The organism is Pseudomonas sp. R2-37-08W (assembly GCF_003851705.1).
Lineage (GTDB): Bacteria > Pseudomonadota > Gammaproteobacteria > Pseudomonadales > Pseudomonadaceae > Aquipseudomonas.
Window position 1 is genome coordinate 1,046,481 of the sequence record NZ_CP027728.1, and the last position, 17,515, is coordinate 1,063,995.

Here is a 17,515-nt window from a genome sequence, read left to right on the forward strand (position 1 = left end):
GCTCACGCGTCCTTCTGCTTGGTGCCGAAGATCTTGTCACCGGCATCGCCCAGGCCTGGGATGATGTAGCCGTGTTCATTCAGGCGCTCGTCGATGGAGGCGGTGTAGATCTGTACGTCAGGGTGCGCTTTCTCGACGGCGGCAATGCCTTCGGGCGCGGCGACCAGCACCATGGCGCGGATGTCCTTGCAGCCGGCTCTTTTCAACAGGTCGATGGTGGCGACCATGGAACTGCCGGTGGCGAGCATCGGGTCGATGATCATGGCCAGGCGTTCGTTGATTTCCGGAACGAGTTTTTCCAGGTACGTGTGGGCCTGCAACGTTTCTTCGTTGCGGGCCACGCCGACGGCGCTGACCTTGGCGCCCGGGATCAGGCTGAGCACGCCTTCGAGCATGCCGATACCGGCGCGAAGGATCGGTACCACGGTAATTTTCTTACCGGCAATTTTCTCGACCTGTACGGGACCGGCCCAACCGGGGATCTCGTAGGTTTCCAAGGGTAAGTCCTTGGTGGCTTCGTAAGTGAGCAGCGCTCCAACTTCCTGAGCAAGCTCACGGAAATTCTTCGTGCTGATGTCGGCACGGCGCATAAGGCCGAGTTTGTGTCGGATCAGCGGGTGGCGGATCTCGCGAGTGGGCATGGGAAAGGCTCCGGCGGCGGGCAAAAAAACCGGCCTAGATTAATCTATCCGAGGGTGTTGTCCTATAGACATCAAGTACGTTAGTCCATAAAGGCTTGATTGGAGCGCAGTAGAAGCGTAACTTCGCCCGCTTTTCTTGCCACAGCACCCCTTGGAGAGCGCCATGTCCGCTGATCTCGAGCATATCCGTCAAATCATGCACGAGGCTGACTGCCTGTACACCGAAGCGCAAGTCGAAGCAGCGATCGCCAAGGTCGGCGCGCACATCACCCGCGAAATGGCCGACACCAACCCGGTAGTGTTCTGCGTGATGAACGGTGGCCTGATCTTCGCCGGCAAATTGCTCACGCACCTGCAATTCCCGCTGGAAGCCTCTTATCTGCACGCTACCCGCTATCGCAACGAAACCAGTGGCGGCGATCTGTTCTGGAAGGCCAAGCCGGAAGTTTCGTTTATCGACCGTGACGTGCTGATCATCGATGACATCCTCGACGAAGGGCACACCCTGGGCGCGATCATCGACTTCTGCAAGCATGCCGGCGCGCGCAAAGTGCACACCGCCGTGCTGATCGACAAAGACCACGACCGCAAGGCGCGCCCTGAGCTCAAAGCCGATTTTGTCGGGCTGCCGTGCATCGACCGCTATATCTTCGGTTATGGCATGGACTACAAGGGCTACTGGCGCAACGCCAATGGCATCTACGCGGTTAAAGGAATGTAATCGATGGCCCGCTTTCTTGATCAGACGTTATTTGCAGAGTTGGCCGAGAAAGCGGGCGCCAGCCCCCGTGGCCGGCACCATCACAATTTCCACCAGATGGAAGAGCCGTGTCATCGCCTCGCCGTGGCCCTGCAGCCGAGTACCTATGTACCGCCGCATCGGCACCTGAGCGCGGACAAGGCGGAAACCTTGCTGGTGCTCCAGGGGCGACTGGGCCTGCTGATATTCAGCGACACCGGTGAGGTCATCACCAAACGCGTGATGCAGGCAGGGGGCGAGTGCGCGGGCGTCGACCTGCCGCCGGGCGTGTTCCATGGCCTGGTCGTGCTGGAGCCCGATACGGTGATGTTCGAGTGCAAGGCCGGGCCCTATCGACCGGTGGGCGAGGGTGAGTTGGCCGATTGGGCGCCCCGCGAGGGCGATGCCGGTGTGGCTGACTACCAACGCTGGATGCTCGCCCAGTTCGACTGAGCTGCAGTGCTGCTGTAGCCAGAACACCGGCTCTTCAGCGCTTTCGAAGCCTGTGCACCACAGGTAGACTTCAACCCCCGTATCAATGTCTGCAGGCTGGAGTCGGTAATGCGTAAAGATAAAAAACAGGTGATCGGTGACGAGATCGGCGACGACCAGATCAAATTGTTCCTGGACTTCGAGCCGGTCGATGCGACGTCTCCGTCCCTGCACAAACTGATCAAGGCCTATCGCGGCCTGCGTATCGACGACTTCGAGCGCTTCCTGGGCTTCTTCAAGGAAGCTGGTCTGGACCTGGATGGCAAGGATGAGCATGGCCAGACCTTTGTCGAGCTGATCAAGGACCAGCGCAACGCCGCCGAGTACATCGAGCTGATCGACAAAGCCCGCAGCTGATTATCCGAGCCATAAAAAACGCCCCGACCTCATAAGAGTCCGGGGCGTTTCGCTTTTAACGGCAGGAGCGAGCTTGCTCGCGAAGAACCTGAGAGCGCCGCGTCAAACCAGATGCGCTGCGTTATCGTTATCGTTTTCCGCGAGCGAGCTCGCTCCTACAGGATCCACCAGCTCCAGGCTGATGTTGTTTTGCGTATTGATCTTGCGATACAGCTCGGCATCCGTCTCCAGCACTTTCTCGCGCGCCGGGAAGATCTCGTGCAGCTTGGTCGCCCATTCGCCCTTGGCTTTCTCCGGGAAGCAGCGCTCGATCAGGTCAAGCATGATCGACACTGTCACCGAAGCGCCCGGCGAGGCGCCCAGCAGCGCCGCCAGCGAACCATCCTTGGCCGCCACCAGCTCGGTGCCGAATTGCAGCACGCCGCCTTTCTTCGGGTCTTTCTTGATGATCTGTACCCGCTGGCCGGCCACTTCCAGGCGCCAGTCTTCGGCTTTCGCCTCGGGGTAGAAGCGGCGCAGGGATTCCAGGCGCTGCTCCATGGACTGGCGCACTTCGCTGACCAGGTACTTGGTCAGGTCCATGTTGTCGCGCGCCACGGCGAGCATCGGGCCGATGTTGCCGGCACGAATCGACATCGGCAGGTCCAGGAACGAGCCGTGCTTGAGGAATTTGGTGGTGAACCCGGCGTATGGCCCGAACAGCAGGGACTTCTTGCCATCCACCACGCGGGTATCCAGGTGCGGTACGGACATCGGTGGCGAGCCCACGGCGGCCTGGCTATAGACCTTGGCCTGATGCTGCCTGACCACTTCCGGGTTGTCGCAACGCAGCCACTGGCCGCTGACCGGGAAACCGCCGAAGCCTTTGCTTTCTTCGATTCCCGACGCCTGCAGCAGCGGCAACGCCGCACCGCCGGCGCCGAGGAAGACGAACTTGGCATCCACGTCGCGGCTGTTGCCGCTGTTGACGTCCTTGATGCTGACGGTCCAGCCGGCACCATTGCGCTTGAGGCCGGTGACGCGCTTGCAGTACTTGACCTGGGCGTCCGCCGAACTGGTCAGGTGGCTGAGCAGTTGGTTGGTCAGGGCGCCGAAGTTGACGTCAGTCCCGTTCATCACGCGGGTCGCGGCGATTTTTTCGTCCAGCGGGCGGCCCGGCATCATCAGCGGCATCCACTCGGCCATCTCGCTGCGGTCTTCGGTGTAGTGCATGTCCGAAAACGCATGGTGCTGGCTGAGGGTTTCAAAACGCTTCTTGAGGAAGGCAACGCCGTTTTCGCCCTGCACGAAACTCAGGTGCGGGACCGGGCTGATAAAGGATTTGGACGAGCCAAAGGTGCCTTTTTTGGTCAGGTACGCCCAGAACTGTTTCGACACCTCGAACTGGGTGTTGATGTGCACGGCTTTCTTGATGTCGATGGAGCCATCGGCGGCCTGCGGCGTGTAGTTCAGCTCACACAGCCCGGCGTGGCCGGTACCGGCGTTGTTCCACGGGTTGGAACTCTCCGCGGCACCCGAATCCATCAGCTCAACGACTTCCAGCTTGAGGCCGGGGTCGAGCTCCTTGAGCAGTACGGCCAGAGTGGCACTCATGATGCCGGCCCCTACCAGAACTACGTCGACTGCTTCGTTATGCGCCATTTAACGCGTCTCCAAAATCTGCAGCACCAAATTGACGGCATGGCTGCCAGGAGTGACGGGGCGGTTCACGTGTTGCCCCAGGTTACCCATGGCCAGGATCGCCATGTCCGTTTCGCAATTCTTTGCAACTTCAGCGCACGCTTCCTGCCCGGCTAATCTGCCTATGAACGCACTCATGGGCGCCTGTGGCAATTCGACTTATGGTCAAAGCGTGCGATTCGTGCAACCAATCCGTAGCGGACAGGCTCAAGCTCCGGTTGTTGAGGAGTACTCGATCCTGTGTTGGGCTGTTCCAGACGCTGATGGTGCTTGTACAAACGCCAAACTATTCATTTGCTCGCCACACTCTTGTGAAGTTGTGAAAACCCGTTTTTTCACGCTCTTTTGAAGACGTGAACCTCAAAAAAGGGCTGCCCAGCCTGGCACCTGGCCCGTGAAACGGGCAACAAACTTAAGTGGCCGAGCGCGATGGCAGCTCTGGCAGATTCGATAAAGACGGGTGATTTGCAAAGGAAACAGCAAGCACGCCAGCTTCACTCGATCTGTGTGGGCGGCTCTCTGTGGGCAATTGGGAGGTTAATGCCGAGGCAATAACGATGCTGCGGGGCCCGATCAGGAGACGTCCTTATAATCGGGGGGAGATTGTAGCGAAGAACGCCGGAGAAATGGGCGTGTTTTATGACTTTTATTAGTGCGCTGGTCAGGAGGCCAACGCTTGTCGCGAAGATGCGCGTACAAACTCAGGGCTGACTCGTGCACTGGCCGGCAGCGGGCGGTGCATCCAGCCCAGGTGTGTCTCTGCAACTTCCACCCAGCCTTCACCGACGGGCGGCAAGCTGCATTGCTTGAACGCCAGGCAATGGCCGTGGGCGTCGAGCAGGGCGAAGTGGCGATGGCGGGCGTGGGAGAAGAACAATGACTTGAGAAGGCGCATGACGATGTACCGGTTGCGTTACATGCTTGAAGGTTCTCAGTCTGCCATGACATTGGAATGACGCTTTTATGTGAAATTGTAATTTTCCCCATGCCTTCAGCTGCGGTTCAGGATCGCTGGTGAGTGAAGCGCGAGCACCGTTATACTGGCGGCCTGTGTGCGCCTAGTCCTGGAGAAATGAGTATGTTGCAACGCCTGTTGTTCGGTTTGATTACTGTGACCAGTTTGGCTTTGGTTGGCTGCGCCAACAGCCCGCAACAACTCAGCCCGCAACCCAAAGTCACGGCGCAGTTGGCCCCGGTCGGTCACGGCCAGCCGGTGTCGGTGCGTGTGGTAGATGGCCGTCCGTCACCTACGCTGGGTTCGCGTGGCGGCCTGTACCCGGAGACCGCGCTGATTTCGGTGACCGGCGAGGACGTGCTGCCCAAGCTGCAGGCCCAGGCTGAAGCCGCTGTGCGCTTGTTGGGCTTTACGCCGACCAACACGCCGGGTGCGCCGCAACTGACCGTCACTCTGGCCGAACTGAAATACCAGTCGCCCAAGGAAGGCCTGTATGTGACCGAAGCGTCCATCGGCGCGACCTTCAAGTCCGACGTCAGCGCCGGTACGCGTCGCTACAGCGGCCGCTACGCCGCATCGCTCAACCAGCGTTTCGGCATGTCGCCGAACCAGGAAACAAACACCAAGCTGGTCAGCGATGTGCTCAGCGATGCCTTGACCCGACTGTTCAAAGACCCAAGCATCGGCCAGTTGCTCAGTTCGCAATAAGCTGTTCAAAAAAAACCGGGCTCATCGCTGAGCCCGGTTTTTTTACGCCTGGCGCTTTCACGCGGCCGTGTCGACATAAAAATCCAACATGCTCACGCCAGTGAGTAAATCCAGCTCCGGCAGGTCGGCATGCACCTGCCCGGCGAGGGCGCAATACACCAGCCAGTGGCGGTCCTGGACGTTGAACGCAAGGCCGCCGACCAACGCCTCCTGTTCATCGCTTGGGGCAATCAGATACAGCCGGTCCTGGTTTTGCGCATGCAGCATGACAAGCACCTCACGTCGAAGGGCATCAGAGTGGCTTGTTAAGGTGACGTTCAGGTGACGCTGTAAATTACTGGATACATTAGCCGTCAACGGGGAGGGAGCAGTAACGGCGCAGGAAGCCACTATCGTTCAGGTTTGTAGCTGGACCGATACCCGAATACTGTTTCGCCGAGGTTTGCGATGGCGTTGCCCGCGCTGCTCATCAATGCTGTAGCCCTATTGATTGCCTGCTCGGGCGCCGTAGTGCTGTTCCTGACCCGCCTGCGCGCGCAACGTGCGATGGCCGACCTCGCGTTGCGCAGCGAAGAGCGGGCCATCGACCAACCGATGCTGTTCCTGGATACGCGCACCGAACGGGCCTATCGCCAGGCTTACCGCGTCGGGTTTGCGGGCCTGGGGGTGGCGCTGGTGTTGTCCTGGCTCAGTACCCATTTGTAAATACGCCGCCAAACAAATGTGGGAGGGGGCTTGCTCCCGATAGCGGTGGGTCAGTTGCAAATACCTGCACTGACACACCGTAATCGGGAGCAAGCCCCCTCCCACATTTTTGGATCGGTGTTTACAACGGGATCCCCGCCTTCACCCGATACTGATTGCGCACCGGCGTCGCATATTGCGTCACCAAGTACGGGCGGTGCTCGGACGGGCATTCGTGCAAGCGCCGCTCCCACTCCGCCTTCGCCTTGGCCAGCTCATCGGCCGGGAATACGTCTGCGGCCTCGGGCACTTCAAGCTGTGGGTCGGCATCGTTCCATTGGGCATACGCCAGGTAGTGCACCGGGAACAACCGATAACCGCCCAGGATCTGCCGGTCCATTTCGGCAGCCAGCAGCTTGGTGTCTTCGAAGCGCTCGGTAATTGGCGGCGCGAAGTTCACGTGCACCCGGCCTTTGTAGCCGGTGATGCCCAGCGCAATACTGACGTCATCCTCGCCCGGCGCCTTGCAGTAGGTGCCGGTGGTGGCGCGGATATACAATTCGCGGGCCTTGGCGGCGTCGCACGGATCGTACTCATAGCTGATCGACACCGGCGTCAGATTCAACGACTGGATGACTTCGGCGAACGGCTCGTCCTTGCGGCTTACGTGGAACATCTTGAGGATCGCCGATTCGGTGCGGTCATCCCCATCCTTGGCCCGACCTTCGGCCTGGGCGATCCAGATCGACTGGCAGTCGTTGCGGATCGAATGGTTGATGTAGGCCGACAGCAACTGGTAGGCCGCCATCTTTTCCTTTCGCCCGGTGATCGAGCGGTGCACGATGAAGCTCTTGTTCAAGCGCATCAGGTCGCTGACAAACGGCTTTTGCAGCAGGTTGTCGCCGATGGCGATGCGCGGCGTCGGCAGGCCGGCATGGTAGACGGCGTAGTTGACGAAGGCCGGGTCCATCACGATGTCGCGGTGGTTGGCCAGGAACAGGTAGGCGCTGCCGGATTTCAATTGCTCGACGCCGGTATAGGTGACGCCGTCAGTCGCGCGGTCGATGGTATGGTCGACGTAATACTCGACTTTATCCTGCAGCGTCGCCACGGTGGTGACACCGGCGAATTCACGGCGCAGTTTGCGTGCGATCATCGGCTTGAGCAGCCAGCCCAGCGCACCAGCGAAGCGCGGGAAGCGGAAGTGGGTCAGGATGTCCAGAAAGGCCTTGTCACGGAACAGCCGGTCCAGCACTGCCGGGACTTCGCTGTCGTTGTAAGGTCGGATGGTATCGAATTCGCCCATCATGCTCTCTTGTTAGAAACGGCTAGGGTAAGTAGAAGAAATACCAGGGTGCGGCCTGAGTAATGGGCTCAGCCGAAATATAACCCTGTAAATAGACCGGCGATTATACGCACAAGTCACTCAGGAGACCGCGATGCTGGAAAATGCGCTGTACGATTGTCCTTATTGTGGTGAAACGGTCGAAACGACGGTGGACTTGTCCGGCGGTGATCAGGTTTACATCGAGGACTGTCAGGTGTGCTGCAGGCCGATCAGTTTCAACCTGCAGGTGCATGACGACGAGTGGATGCTCGAGACCCGCAGCGAGAACGAATAAACAACAGGTAACGCGATGCAGCGAATCTACGAACCGGAAAACCTCATGGAAGGCGAGCTGCTGCAACAGATGCTCGCCAGCGAAGGCATCGAGGCGCACCTGGTGGGGCGCCATTTGCTCGGTGGCACGGGCGAACTGCCGATCTTCGGCTTGCTGGGGCTGGAGGTCGACAATGATCAGGCCGCCTACGCCCGCGAACTCATTACCGCCTATAACGCCGCGCAACCCTTGCCCGGCGACGAACCCGACAGCTTCCCCGACGTATTGGTCTGTTAGGCTGTCGGTCGGTTTACCCCAAGAGTCGTGTTGCCCCATGTGTGGACGTTATGCCCTGTTTCGCTGGACCCCCGCTTTTGCTGCCTTGCCGGGGTTTCCGGCCGACCAGCAGGCCCAGTGGAATATTTCCCCCAATGATTCGGTGCTGATCCAGCGCGCCCTCGACGGCCAGCTCACCCTGGCGCGTGCACGGTGGGGCCTGACGCCGCCCTGGCTCACCGACCTGTCCCGCACGCCGGCCCATGCCCGCGCCGAAACCCTGGCCGAGCAACCGATGTTTCGCGAAGCGTTTCGCCAACGCCGTTGCCTGCTGCCGGCCAACGGGTTTTACGAATGGCGCGGCACCCAGCGCAAACGCCCGTACTGGCTCACGCCGGGGGAGGGATCCACGTTGTTTTTCGCGGCGATCTGGGAAGCGTATCCGGTGCAGGAGCAGGTGTGGTTGAGTACGGCGGTGGTCACTCAGGCGGCGCAGGCTCAGCGCCGGCCGTTGATCCTGGATGAAGCAGGGCAGGCCGCCTGGCTGGACCCCGCGACACCGCTGGCGGTGCTGCAAGGTCTTCTGGCCAGTGAGCCCGCCGCTTTGCGCGAGCGGGTCCTGGCCAATATGGTCAACGATCCCAAGCTCAATGGGCCGGAGTGCCTGACCCCGGCTTGACCGTCGACATTCAGCGGTTAAATGTCTGATGTATCTGGCGCCGATACAAATGTCCGCCTACGATACGCGCCATGTTTCCAGGGAGCGTGTTCATGAAGAAGTCATTGGCGGTAAGCGGGTTGGTGGCAGCGATGCTGCTGGCCGGGTGTCAGTCGGTCAACACCACCAGCGGCGGCGCGGTTGGGGTTGAGCGCAAGCAGTACATGTTCAGCATGCTGTCGAGCCAGGAAGTCGACCAGATGTACGCCCAGTCCTACCAGCAGACCCTGGGTGAGGCGAGCGGCAAAGGCGTGTTGGACAAGACCAGCGCCAACGCCAAGCGCGTGCAGGCCATTGCCAACCGCCTGATCGCCCAGGCACCGACCTTCCGCCCGGATGCGGCGCAATGGAAGTGGGAAGTGAACCTGATCAAGAGCGATGAGATGAACGCCAACTGCGGGCCGGGCGGCAAGATCCTGGTGTACAGCGCGTTGATCGACAACCTCAAGCTCACCGATGACGAACTGGCTGCTGTGATGGGTCATGAAATCGCCCACGCCTTGCGTGAACACGGCCGCGAAGCCATGTCCAAGGCCTACGGCATCGAGATGGCCAAGCAGGGCGCCGGTGCATTGTTCGGCCTGGGCCAGGACAGCCTGGCGCTGGCCGATACCGTGGCCAACTATGGCATGACCTTGCCCAACAGCCGCAGCAATGAGAACGAAGCCGACCTGATCGGCCTGGAGCTGGCCGCCCGCGCCGGCTACAACCCGAACGCCGCCATCACGCTGTGGAACAAGATGGCCAAGGCCTCGGAAGGCGCGCCGCCGGAGTTCATGAGCACGCACCCGGCGTCCGACAGCCGAATCGCCTCGTTGCAGGCGGCGATTCCGAAGGTGATGCCGCTGTACCAACAGGCCAAGAAGTCCTAGGGCTTGAGCTGCAAGTGGCAAGCTTCAAGCTGTAAGAAAAAGCAATGCTTCTTCTTGCAGCTTTTAACTTGCAGCTTGCAGCTTTTAGCTAAATCCACCCACTGCTTTGCATGGCCTTGTACACCGCCACAATCGCCAGTACGAAAAACGCCGTTGCCGCCAATCGACGAATCAACGTCAACGGCAGCTTCTCCGCCGCAAAATTCCCCGCCAGCACCACCGGCACGTTGGCAATCAACATCCCCAGCGTAGTGCCGATAATCACCAGCCATAGTTCCGGGTATTGCGCGGCCAGCATCACCGTGGCGATCTGGGTCTTGTCGCCGATTTCCGCAATGAAGAACGCAATCAGCGTGGTCAGGAATGGCCCGAACTTGCGCGTGGTGCTGGCTTCATCATCGTCGAGTTTGTCCGGCACCAGTGTCCACAGCGCCGTGGCGCAGAAGCTGGCCGCGAGAATCCAGTGCAGTACCGCATCGGAGAAGAAACTCCCGAACCAGGCGCCTACCGCACCGGCCGCCGCATGGTTGGCCAGGGTCGCGGCGACGATGCCGGCGATGATGGGCCAGGGCTTGCGAAAGCGAGCAGCGAGAATGAGCGCGAGCAGTTGCGTCTTGTCGCCGATTTCGGCCAGGGCAACGATTGCGGTAGGAACGAGCAGTGAATCCAGCATCAGGTAGGTTTCCAGGGGCGGGTCGACACGGCTATGACACGTACAGCCTTCCCGCCCCGGGTAAGGTGTGCGTGTCATAGGTCTTGTCAAACCCCGGTCCGTCTGTGCGGACTCCTGGGTCGCATACGCCATGGTCTGCTGACCAAGTATGTTGACGTATGCCGGACGAGCGTGGGCTCGTGGGAGACTACTCCCCTAGGACGGAGCGGATTCTGCCTAGGCAAAACCCATTCGGCAAGCCTTCTTTTTCAAACGCCCGTCAGGGACGCTTGGCCCGGTAGATGCGAAAACCATTGCCTTCGGCTTTGACTGCGCAGATGCCCAAATGCTCTTCGATCAGCGGCTGGTACTTCAGGAAGCTGTTGGCGACCAGGCGCAGTTCGCCGCCTTTTGCCAGATGTTTTGCTGCTTTTCGCAGCAAATTTTCCGTAGCGAAGTAATCGGTGTGCACCCCGACATGGAACGGTGGGTTGCTCAAAATCGCGTTCAAGCCCATCGGCGCGGCGTCGATGCCGTCACCGGTCAACACTTCGGCGTCCAGACCATTGGCAGCCAGGGTCAGGCGACTGCTGGCGGCGGCGAAGGCGTCTACATCGAGCAGCGTCACGGTGTTATGCGGGTAGCGACGTTTTACCGCTGCCCCCAATACGCCGGCGCCGCAACCAAAGTCGAGCAAATGCCCGCTGGGCAGCTTGTCCAGGTGCGCCAGCAACAGTCCGGTGCCCCGGTCCAGGCGCCCATGGCTGAACACGCCCGGCAGGCTCACTACCTTCAGCGGCCCATCCACCAGCGGTACCTCGAAAGTCTGCGCCAGGCTATCCAGTTCAAGCGCTTGCGGCGCGTTGCCCACCGTGACCTGCCAAAGCTGACAATGCCGCGCGTTATCCAGTTTGCGCGGTTTGCCGAAGGGAATCATCTGCTTGGCGGCGCTTTCGATACCGGCTTTTTTCTCGCCCACCAAAAACAGCTCGGCGCCTGGCAGGCGCGCGGCCACGGCGTTGAGCAGGTAGTCGGTGAGGTCTTTGGACTTGGGCAGGAAAATCACCGCCGCATCGAATGCGCGCTCGGGCACGCTCACGCCGAACTGGCTGCGCTCGGGAAAACGCGCCGCAAGCGCCGCCTGGTCGCCGGCATGCCAGCACCAGCCATGGGCATTGGGCAGGCGCCCGAGCAAATCGTCGGCCGGCAAACCGACCAGCAGCAGGTTGCCTTGAAAAAGTTCGGCCTGGCGAAGCAGTACTTCACTGCGCGGATCCATGGTCTGCTCCTTGAAAAGGGGCGCAGTTTATCAACTGACGACGCGAAGCGGGGCACCGTTGAAAAAGCCCAGGGCGTTTTCGCGCAATTGCCCGACGATTCGTTGCCGCGCTTCACGGCTGCCCCAGGCGTTATGGGGCGTGACGATCAGCCGAGGAATGTCACCGGCCAGCAGCGGGTTGCCCTGGACCGGAGGCTCGACACTCAGCACATCCGTGGCTGCACCGCCCAGGTGCCCGCTGCGCAGCGCATCGGCCAGCGCCTGTTCGTTGATCAAGCCACCGCGTGCAGTGTTGACGACAAACGCGCCGGGCTTGAGCAGCGCCAGTTCGCGTGCGCCGATAAAGTCGCGGGTGTGCTCGTTGAGCGGGCAGTGCAACGTCAGTGCATCGACCTGCGCCAGCAGTTCATCCAGCGGTACGCGGTCGGCACGAGCAGGGCGCCCGGGAATCGCGCCGAGCACCACGCGCATGCCGAAGGCTTCGGCCAGGCGCGCCACGGCACTGCCCAGCTCGCCATGCCCGAGCAGGCCGAGGGTTTTGCCTTCCAGCTCGACAATCGGGTAGTCCAGCAGGCAGAACTGCCTGGCCTGCTGCCATTTGCCCGCGGCCACATCCCGTTGATAGTCGTTCAGGCGCGTGGCGAGGTTGAGCAGCAGCATGAGTGTGTGCTGGGCCACCGACGGCGTGCCGTAGCCCTGGCAGTTACTCACGATGATGCCTTGGGCACGGGCGGCGTCGAGGTCGACGTTGTTGGTGCCGGTGGCCGACACCAGGATCAGCTTGAGGTCAGGGCAGGCCGCCAGGGTCTCGGCGTTGAGCGGGATTTTGTTGCTGATGGCGACGTGAACGCCCTGCAAGCGTTCGAGCACATTCTGCGGCGTGGTCTGCTCGAACAGCTGCAGCTCGCCGAAGCAGTCGCGCAGCCCGCTGAGGTCGAGGTCGCCGAGGTCCAGGGAGGGGTGATCGAGGAAGACGGCGCGGCGATTGTTCATGATCAACTGTACCTTTTGCGACGAGGTTCGAAGGCGTAATCTGCTGAGCCTATCAGATGAAATAATCCGTTACTTCAGGGAGCGCGCATGTACGTCGCCGAGTTTTTAACCGTAGCTTTGATTCACCTGTTGGCGGTGGCCAGTCCCGGGCCGGACTTCGCCGTAGTGGTGCGCGAAAGCGTGACCCACGGTCGGCGCGCCGGTACCTGGACCGCGCTGGGCGTCGGTTCGGCGATTTTTCTGCATGTCGGTTACTCGCTGCTGGGCATCGGCTTGATCGTGTCCCAGTCCATCGTGCTGTTCAATGCGCTGAAATGGGCGGCAGCGGCCTACCTGCTGTATATCGGCTTCAAGGCGCTGCGCGCGCAGCCGGCCAAGCCCGTGGCCGATGGCGAACTGCATCGCGAGGCAGGCGAGCGCACCCCACGCGGCGCGTTCACGGCGGGTTTTGTGACCAACGGCCTGAACCCCAAGGCCACGCTGTTTTTCCTGTCGCTGTTCACGGTGGTGATCAACCCGCACACACCGTTGGCGGTGCAGGCCGGTTATGGCGTGTATCTGGCGGTGGCGACGGCGCTGTGGTTTTGCCTGGTGGCCATGCTGTTCAGTCAGCAGCGCGTGCGCGCCGGGTTTGCGAAGATGGGGCATTGGTTTGATCGCACCATGGGCGCGGTGCTGATTGCGATTGGTGTGAAGCTGGCGTTTACCAGCATGAAGTAAACCTGATCTGTGTGGGAGGGGGCTTGCTCCCGATAGCGGTGGATCAGCTGATGAATACTTGGCTGACACACCGCTATCGGGAGCAAGCCCCCTCCCACATTTGATCTTCATGAATCCAGAATGATGGCGCAAAGCTAGCATTTACTGGGCCCTGCAAATCATTCCTTTGGCTGATTTGGTTGAAACATAACGTCTCTACAGTGCAGGTCTTCACGCCAAGACCGCGCAGTCATAAAAGGGATTCGTATGTTGCAGACCCGTGTCATTCCCCCCGCCGAAGGCGCTTACCAGTACCCGCTGTTGATCAAACGCCTGTTGATGTCCGGGACCCGTTACGAAAAGACCCGGGAAATCATCTACCGCGACAAACTGCGCTACACCTACCCGACCTTGATCGAGCGTGTCGCGCGCCTGGCCAATGTACTGACCGAAGCCGGGGTCAAAGCCGGTGACACGGTGGCGGTGATGGACTGGGACAGCCATCGCTACCTGGAATGCATGTTCGCCATCCCGATGATCGGCGCGGTGATCCACACCATCAACGTGCGCCTGTCGCCGGAACAGATCCTCTACACCATGAACCATGCCGAAGACCGCTTCGTGCTGGTCAACAGCGAGTTCGTGGGGCTTTACCAGGCCATCGCCGGGCAACTCACCAGCGTCGACAAGACCTTGCTGATCACCGACGACGACAGCAAGACCGCCGACCTGCCCAACCTGGTGGGCGAGTACGAAACCCTGCTGGCTGCGGCGAGCCCGAAGTACACCTTCGAGGATTTCGACGAGAATTCCGTTGCCACCACCTTCTACACCACCGGTACCACCGGCAATCCCAAGGGCGTGTATTTCACCCACCGTCAACTGGTGCTGCACACCATCGGCGTGGCGACCATCATGGGCAGCGTCGACAGCGTGCGTTTGCTCGGCACCAACGACGTGTACATGCCGATCACGCCGATGTTCCACGTACACGCCTGGGGCCTGCCGTATGTGGCGACCATGCTCGGCCTGAAGCAGGTCTATCCCGGCCGCTACGACCCCGAATACCTGGTGGCGCTGTGGCGCCAGGAAAAGGTCACTTTTTCGCACTGCGTGCCGACCATCCTGCAAATGGTGCTCAATGCCAAGGCCGCCCAGGGCGTGGATTTCGGCGGTTGGAAAATCGTCATCGGCGGCAGCGCGCTCAACCGTTCGCTGTACGAAGCCGCCAAGGCCCGTGGCATTCAATTGACGGCCGCGTACGGGATGTCCGAGACCGGGCCGCTGGTGTCCTGTGCCCACCTCAATGCCGAGCTGATGGCCGGCAGCGAAGATGAACGCACCACCTACCGCATCAAGGCTGGCGTGCCCGGCCCGTTGGTCGAAGCGGCGATCATGGACACCGACGGCAACTTTCTGCCGGCCGACGGCGAATCCCAGGGCGAACTGGTACTGCGTGCGCCCTGGCTCACCGAAGGCTATTACAACGAGCCGCAAAAGGGCGCCGAGCTGTGGGCCGGTGGCTGGATGCACACCGGTGATGTCGCCACCCTGGACGCGTTCGGCGTGATCGATATCCGTGACCGCATCAAGGACGTGATCAAGACCGGTGGCGAATGGATCTCCTCGCTGGCCCTGGAAGACCTGGTCAGCCGTCACCCGGCGGTACGCGAAGTAGCGGTGGTGGGCATTGCCGACCCGCAGTGGGGCGAGCGCCCGTTTGCCCTGTTGGTGCTGCGTGATGGCCATGTGATAGGCGCCCGTGAGCTCAAGGAACACCTCAAGCCGTTCGTTGAATTGGGCCACTTGAGCAAGTGGGCGATTCCGAGCCAGATCGCCGTTGTTACTGAAATTCCCAAGACCAGCGTCGGCAAGCTCGACAAAAAACGTATCCGTATCGACATCATCCAATGGCAGGCCAACAACAGCACGTTCCTGTCGACCCTCTGACAGCGCTCGCCGCGCCCGTTCGGGCGCGCGCTGCTCTATCTCAAGCCTTTACTTGTGATTTGCCGAATTTCAGCCATCCTTGCCGCGTCGACCTTCGTCGGCGTGGCGAAAGGGTCGTGGCAGACGGGTTGGTGATGCAAATCACACTTTAGAGGGATCAAGCACTACCCCCTGCTGGCTATAGTCCCTTCCAGAGTTTTTCGTGGATGTTGCGCTTCGGGCGAGGGTCGCCCGGTTGTCGCTCGGCATTGGAATCGTTGTATCCCGGCCGTTACATGCATCTTCCGAAAGAGCTCACTGCCATAACAATAAAATGCACATGGAGTAGCGTCGATGACCTCAGTAAACCAGTTCTGGCGCCGGGCACGACTGCCCCTGGCCGTCAGTCTCGCTTCTACGCTCGCCGGGCCCGCATTCGGCGTCAGTTTCAACATCGGTGAAATCGAGGGGAGTTTTGACTCATCCCTGTCGGTAGGCGCCAGTTGGAGCACGTCCAAGGCCAATCGCGACCTGATCGGCGCCAACAACGGCGGCAAGGGCTTGTCCCAGACCTCCGATGACGGGCACCTGAACTTCAAGCGCGGAGAAACGTTCTCGAAGATCTTCAAGGGCATCCACGACCTGGAACTGAAGTACGGCGACACCGGTGTGTTTGTGCGTGGCAAGTACTGGTACGACTTTGAGCTCAAGGACGAAAGCCGTCTGTTCAAGGACATCAGCGACAACAACCGCAAGGAAGGCGCCAAGTCGTCGGGCGGGCAGATCCTCGATGCGTTCGTCTACCACAACTACTCGATCGCCGACGCGCCGGGTTCCGTGCGGTTTGGCAAGCAGGTGGTGAGCTGGGGCGAAAGCACCTTCATTGGCGGCGGTATCAACTCCATCAACCCGATCGACGTGTCGGCGTTTCGTCGTCCAGGGGCCGAGATCAAGGAAGGCTTGATTCCGGTCAACATGTTCTACGTGTCCCAGACGCTCACCGACAACCTGTCGGCCGAGGCGTTCTATCAGCTGGAATGGGACCAGACCGTCACCGATAACTGCGGCACCTTCTTCTCCCAGCCAGACGTGATTTCCGATGGCTGCAGCAATAACCTGCGGGTACTGAACAAGCGCTCGACCATCCCCGGCGCAGCATTGCCGACGTTGGGCGCCCTGGGTGTGGACGTGAACAGCGAAGGCGTACTCGTGCGCCGTGGCCCGGACCGCGATGCCCGCGACAGCGGCCAGTTCGGCATGGCCATGCACTACAACTTCGAGCCGCTGGATACCGAATTCGGCGCCTACTTCATGAACTACCACAGCCGTGCGCCGATCTTCAGTGCACAGGGCGCGCCGTCGTCGGCCTACACCCGTCCACTGGGTCCGCTGGGCGCCCTGCGGCCGCTGATCGTGGCGGGCAGCTCCAACTACTTCGTCGAGTACCCGGAAGATATCCGCCTCTACGGTTTGAGCTTCTCCACCACCCTGCCTACCGGCACCGCCTGGAGCGGTGAGTTGAGCTACCGTCCGAATGCGCCGGTGCAGTTGAGCACCACCGACATCCTGTATGCCGGTGTCACGCCGATCCCGGGCTTTGGCAATGCGTCGGTGCTCAAGGGCTCGCCAGGCCAGGACCTGCACGGTTACAACCGCAAGGAAGTGACCCAGTTCCAGACCACTTTCACGCACTTCTTCGACCAGGTAATGGGCGCCAGCCGCCTGACCACCGTCGGTGAAATCGGCGTGACCCATGTGGGTGGCCTGGAAAGCAAATCCCAGGCCCGCTACGGCCGCGACCCGGTCTTCGGTCCCGGCACCTTGCCAGGTGGGTTCTGCAACGCGCTTAACAACTCCACCGCCAACGGCGCCGGCTTGCCCAACGCGGCTGGCCTGAACACCAACTGCAACAACGACGGCTACACCACCGCCACCTCCTGGGGTTATCGCGCCCGTGCCATCTGGGAATACCCGGACGTGTTCGCTGGCGTCAACCTCAAGCCCAACGTGGTCTGGTCCCATGACGTCAAAGGTTATTCGCCGGGCCCTGGCGCCAACTTCGAAGAAGGCCGCAAGGCGGTCAGTCTGGGCCTGGATGCCGAATACCAGAACACCTACACCGCGAGCCTGGCCTACACCAACTTCTTTGGTGGCAAGTTCAGCACCGTGGATGACCGTGACTTTGTCGCGTTGAGCTTTGGCGCCAACTTCTAAGCACACTCTTTTCAAGTGGCATGTAT

Annotated in this window: 20 protein-coding genes and 1 riboswitch; of the genes, 12 read left to right on the forward strand and 8 right to left on the reverse strand. The window is 60.7% G+C overall.

Going from position 1 to position 17,515, the window contains the following annotated elements; genetic code table 11:
• Nucleotides 1–2 precede the first annotated feature (2 nt).
• Nucleotides 3–641 carry a uracil phosphoribosyltransferase gene (upp, locus tag C4J93_RS04615; RefSeq protein ID WP_124409063.1) on the reverse strand — a complete coding sequence of 213 codons (639 nt, stop codon included), beginning with the start codon at nucleotides 639–641 and terminating at the stop codon, nucleotides 3–5.
• 163 nt (nucleotides 642–804) lie between these two features.
• On the opposite strand from upp, the gene C4J93_RS04620 reads away from it, so the two are divergent.
• The 3 genes from C4J93_RS04620 to C4J93_RS04630 all read left to right on the forward strand — a co-directional run bounded on the left by C4J93_RS04620 (nucleotide 805) and on the right by C4J93_RS04630 (nucleotide 2,229).
• Nucleotides 805–1,362: a hypoxanthine-guanine phosphoribosyltransferase gene (locus C4J93_RS04620; protein WP_065885799.1), complete on the forward strand. Its 558-nt coding sequence runs from the start codon at nucleotides 805–807 to the stop codon at nucleotides 1,360–1,362.
• Nucleotides 1,363–1,365: 3 nt separating this feature from the next.
• On the forward strand, nucleotides 1,366–1,833 hold the full coding sequence (locus tag C4J93_RS04625; protein WP_124365850.1) for a WbuC family cupin fold metalloprotein: 468 nt from the start codon (nucleotides 1,366–1,368) through the stop codon (nucleotides 1,831–1,833).
• 108 nt (nucleotides 1,834–1,941) lie between these two features.
• A complete protein-coding gene (locus C4J93_RS04630) occupies nucleotides 1,942–2,229 on the forward strand; it encodes a PA4642 family protein (RefSeq protein ID WP_124428701.1) in 288 nt (95 codons plus the stop codon).
• Nucleotides 2,230–2,331: 102 nt separating this feature from the next.
• On the opposite strand, the gene mqo is transcribed toward C4J93_RS04630, so the two are convergent.
• Both mqo and C4J93_RS04640 read right to left on the reverse strand, forming a co-directional pair.
• Nucleotides 2,332–3,870, reverse strand: a complete 1,539-nt coding sequence (mqo, locus tag C4J93_RS04635) for a malate dehydrogenase (quinone) (protein WP_124428702.1) — start codon at nucleotides 3,868–3,870, stop codon at nucleotides 2,332–2,334.
• 700 nt (nucleotides 3,871–4,570) lie between these two features.
• Complete coding sequence (locus C4J93_RS04640) at nucleotides 4,571–4,804, reverse strand: hypothetical protein (protein WP_124361328.1); 234 nt, start codon at nucleotides 4,802–4,804, stop codon at nucleotides 4,571–4,573.
• 183 nt (nucleotides 4,805–4,987) lie between these two features.
• Here C4J93_RS04640 and C4J93_RS04645 point away from each other — a divergent pair, with 183 nt between their 5' ends.
• The gene (locus C4J93_RS04645; protein WP_124361329.1) at nucleotides 4,988–5,572 is read left to right on the forward strand and encodes a YajG family lipoprotein; all 585 of its coding nucleotides are present in this window, start codon (nucleotides 4,988–4,990) and stop codon (nucleotides 5,570–5,572) included.
• 57 nt (nucleotides 5,573–5,629) lie between these two features.
• Here C4J93_RS04645 and C4J93_RS04650 read toward each other — a convergent pair whose 3' ends face one another.
• The gene (locus tag C4J93_RS04650; RefSeq protein WP_124361330.1) at nucleotides 5,630–5,839 is read right to left on the reverse strand and encodes a hypothetical protein; all 210 of its coding nucleotides are present in this window, start codon (nucleotides 5,837–5,839) and stop codon (nucleotides 5,630–5,632) included.
• A gap of 180 nt (nucleotides 5,840–6,019) precedes the next feature.
• Here C4J93_RS04650 and C4J93_RS04655 point away from each other — a divergent pair, with 180 nt between their 5' ends.
• Complete coding sequence (locus C4J93_RS04655; protein WP_124428703.1) at nucleotides 6,020–6,277, forward strand: hypothetical protein; 258 nt, start codon at nucleotides 6,020–6,022, stop codon at nucleotides 6,275–6,277.
• A 121-nt stretch (nucleotides 6,278–6,398) separates the two neighbouring features.
• Here the strand turns inward: C4J93_RS04655 and C4J93_RS04660 are convergent, their stop codons facing one another.
• Complete coding sequence (locus C4J93_RS04660) at nucleotides 6,399–7,562, reverse strand: 1-acyl-sn-glycerol-3-phosphate acyltransferase (protein ID WP_177413526.1); 1,164 nt, start codon at nucleotides 7,560–7,562, stop codon at nucleotides 6,399–6,401.
• Nucleotides 7,563–7,695: 133 nt separating this feature from the next.
• Here C4J93_RS04660 and C4J93_RS04665 point away from each other — a divergent pair, with 133 nt between their 5' ends.
• The 4 genes from C4J93_RS04665 to C4J93_RS04680 all read left to right on the forward strand — a co-directional run bounded on the left by C4J93_RS04665 (nucleotide 7,696) and on the right by C4J93_RS04680 (nucleotide 9,723).
• On the forward strand, nucleotides 7,696–7,878 hold the full coding sequence (locus C4J93_RS04665) for a CPXCG motif-containing cysteine-rich protein (RefSeq protein WP_124365857.1): 183 nt from the start codon (nucleotides 7,696–7,698) through the stop codon (nucleotides 7,876–7,878).
• Nucleotides 7,879–7,893: 15 nt separating this feature from the next.
• Complete coding sequence (locus C4J93_RS04670) at nucleotides 7,894–8,154, forward strand: putative signal transducing protein (RefSeq protein ID WP_124361334.1); 261 nt, start codon at nucleotides 7,894–7,896, stop codon at nucleotides 8,152–8,154.
• Between the two features lie 37 nt (nucleotides 8,155–8,191).
• Nucleotides 8,192–8,812, forward strand: a complete 621-nt coding sequence (locus tag C4J93_RS04675; protein ID WP_124365858.1) for an SOS response-associated peptidase — start codon at nucleotides 8,192–8,194, stop codon at nucleotides 8,810–8,812.
• A gap of 92 nt (nucleotides 8,813–8,904) precedes the next feature.
• Complete coding sequence (locus tag C4J93_RS04680; RefSeq protein WP_124361336.1) at nucleotides 8,905–9,723, forward strand: M48 family metallopeptidase; 819 nt, start codon at nucleotides 8,905–8,907, stop codon at nucleotides 9,721–9,723.
• Nucleotides 9,724–9,811: 88 nt separating this feature from the next.
• Here the strand turns inward: C4J93_RS04680 and C4J93_RS04685 are convergent, their stop codons facing one another.
• The 3 genes from C4J93_RS04685 to C4J93_RS04695 all read right to left on the reverse strand — a co-directional run bounded on the left by C4J93_RS04685 (nucleotide 9,812) and on the right by C4J93_RS04695 (nucleotide 12,647).
• Nucleotides 9,812–10,396: a TMEM165/GDT1 family protein gene (locus C4J93_RS04685; RefSeq protein WP_124361337.1), complete on the reverse strand. Its 585-nt coding sequence runs from the start codon at nucleotides 10,394–10,396 to the stop codon at nucleotides 9,812–9,814.
• An 89-nt stretch (nucleotides 10,397–10,485) separates the two neighbouring features.
• A riboswitch (yybP-ykoY riboswitch) is annotated at nucleotides 10,486–10,604 on the reverse strand.
• A 51-nt stretch (nucleotides 10,605–10,655) separates the two neighbouring features.
• Nucleotides 10,656–11,654 (reverse strand): class I SAM-dependent methyltransferase, encoded by a 999-nt coding sequence (locus C4J93_RS04690; RefSeq protein WP_124428705.1) that lies wholly within the window; start codon nucleotides 11,652–11,654, stop codon nucleotides 10,656–10,658.
• A 30-nt stretch (nucleotides 11,655–11,684) separates the two neighbouring features.
• Nucleotides 11,685–12,647, reverse strand: coding sequence for a 2-hydroxyacid dehydrogenase (locus C4J93_RS04695; RefSeq protein ID WP_372238161.1), 963 nt, complete (start codon nucleotides 12,645–12,647; stop codon nucleotides 11,685–11,687).
• Between the two features lie 87 nt (nucleotides 12,648–12,734).
• On the opposite strand from C4J93_RS04695, the gene C4J93_RS04700 reads away from it, so the two are divergent.
• The 3 genes from C4J93_RS04700 to C4J93_RS04710 all read left to right on the forward strand — a co-directional run bounded on the left by C4J93_RS04700 (nucleotide 12,735) and on the right by C4J93_RS04710 (nucleotide 17,489).
• Entirely contained in the window at nucleotides 12,735–13,367 is a 633-nt protein-coding gene (locus tag C4J93_RS04700; RefSeq protein WP_124361339.1) for a LysE family translocator, read from the forward strand.
• 246 nt (nucleotides 13,368–13,613) lie between these two features.
• Complete coding sequence (locus tag C4J93_RS04705) at nucleotides 13,614–15,296, forward strand: fatty acid--CoA ligase (protein WP_124428706.1); 1,683 nt, start codon at nucleotides 13,614–13,616, stop codon at nucleotides 15,294–15,296.
• 333 nt (nucleotides 15,297–15,629) lie between these two features.
• Nucleotides 15,630–17,489, forward strand: coding sequence for a DUF1302 domain-containing protein (locus C4J93_RS04710; protein ID WP_124369676.1), 1,860 nt, complete (start codon nucleotides 15,630–15,632; stop codon nucleotides 17,487–17,489).
• The last annotated feature ends 26 nt before the right edge of the window (nucleotides 17,490–17,515 follow it).

Coding starts and splice junctions, on each gene's coding strand:
- upp (WP_124409063.1), bottom strand. CDS start 641: ATGCCCACTCGCGAGATCCGCCACCCGCTGATCCGACACAAACTCGGC.
- C4J93_RS04620 (WP_065885799.1), top strand. CDS start 805: ATGTCCGCTGATCTCGAGCATATCCGTCAAATCATGCACGAGGCTGAC.
- C4J93_RS04625 (WP_124365850.1), top strand. CDS start 1,366: ATGGCCCGCTTTCTTGATCAGACGTTATTTGCAGAGTTGGCCGAGAAA.
- C4J93_RS04630 (WP_124428701.1), top strand. CDS start 1,942: ATGCGTAAAGATAAAAAACAGGTGATCGGTGACGAGATCGGCGACGAC.
- mqo (WP_124428702.1), bottom strand. CDS start 3,870: ATGGCGCATAACGAAGCAGTCGACGTAGTTCTGGTAGGGGCCGGCATC.
- C4J93_RS04640 (WP_124361328.1), bottom strand. CDS start 4,804: ATGCGCCTTCTCAAGTCATTGTTCTTCTCCCACGCCCGCCATCGCCAC.
- C4J93_RS04645 (WP_124361329.1), top strand. CDS start 4,988: ATGTTGCAACGCCTGTTGTTCGGTTTGATTACTGTGACCAGTTTGGCT.
- C4J93_RS04650 (WP_124361330.1), bottom strand. CDS start 5,839: ATGCTGCATGCGCAAAACCAGGACCGGCTGTATCTGATTGCCCCAAGC.
- C4J93_RS04655 (WP_124428703.1), top strand. CDS start 6,020: ATGGCGTTGCCCGCGCTGCTCATCAATGCTGTAGCCCTATTGATTGCC.
- C4J93_RS04660 (WP_177413526.1), bottom strand. CDS start 7,562: ATGGGCGAATTCGATACCATCCGACCTTACAACGACAGCGAAGTCCCG.
- C4J93_RS04665 (WP_124365857.1), top strand. CDS start 7,696: ATGCTGGAAAATGCGCTGTACGATTGTCCTTATTGTGGTGAAACGGTC.
- C4J93_RS04670 (WP_124361334.1), top strand. CDS start 7,894: ATGCAGCGAATCTACGAACCGGAAAACCTCATGGAAGGCGAGCTGCTG.
- C4J93_RS04675 (WP_124365858.1), top strand. CDS start 8,192: ATGTGTGGACGTTATGCCCTGTTTCGCTGGACCCCCGCTTTTGCTGCC.
- C4J93_RS04680 (WP_124361336.1), top strand. CDS start 8,905: ATGAAGAAGTCATTGGCGGTAAGCGGGTTGGTGGCAGCGATGCTGCTG.
- C4J93_RS04685 (WP_124361337.1), bottom strand. CDS start 10,396: ATGCTGGATTCACTGCTCGTTCCTACCGCAATCGTTGCCCTGGCCGAA.
- C4J93_RS04690 (WP_124428705.1), bottom strand. CDS start 11,654: ATGGATCCGCGCAGTGAAGTACTGCTTCGCCAGGCCGAACTTTTTCAA.
- C4J93_RS04695 (WP_372238161.1), bottom strand. CDS start 12,647: ATGAACAATCGCCGCGCCGTCTTCCTCGATCACCCCTCCCTGGACCTC.
- C4J93_RS04700 (WP_124361339.1), top strand. CDS start 12,735: ATGTACGTCGCCGAGTTTTTAACCGTAGCTTTGATTCACCTGTTGGCG.
- C4J93_RS04705 (WP_124428706.1), top strand. CDS start 13,614: ATGTTGCAGACCCGTGTCATTCCCCCCGCCGAAGGCGCTTACCAGTAC.
- C4J93_RS04710 (WP_124369676.1), top strand. CDS start 15,630: ATGACCTCAGTAAACCAGTTCTGGCGCCGGGCACGACTGCCCCTGGCC.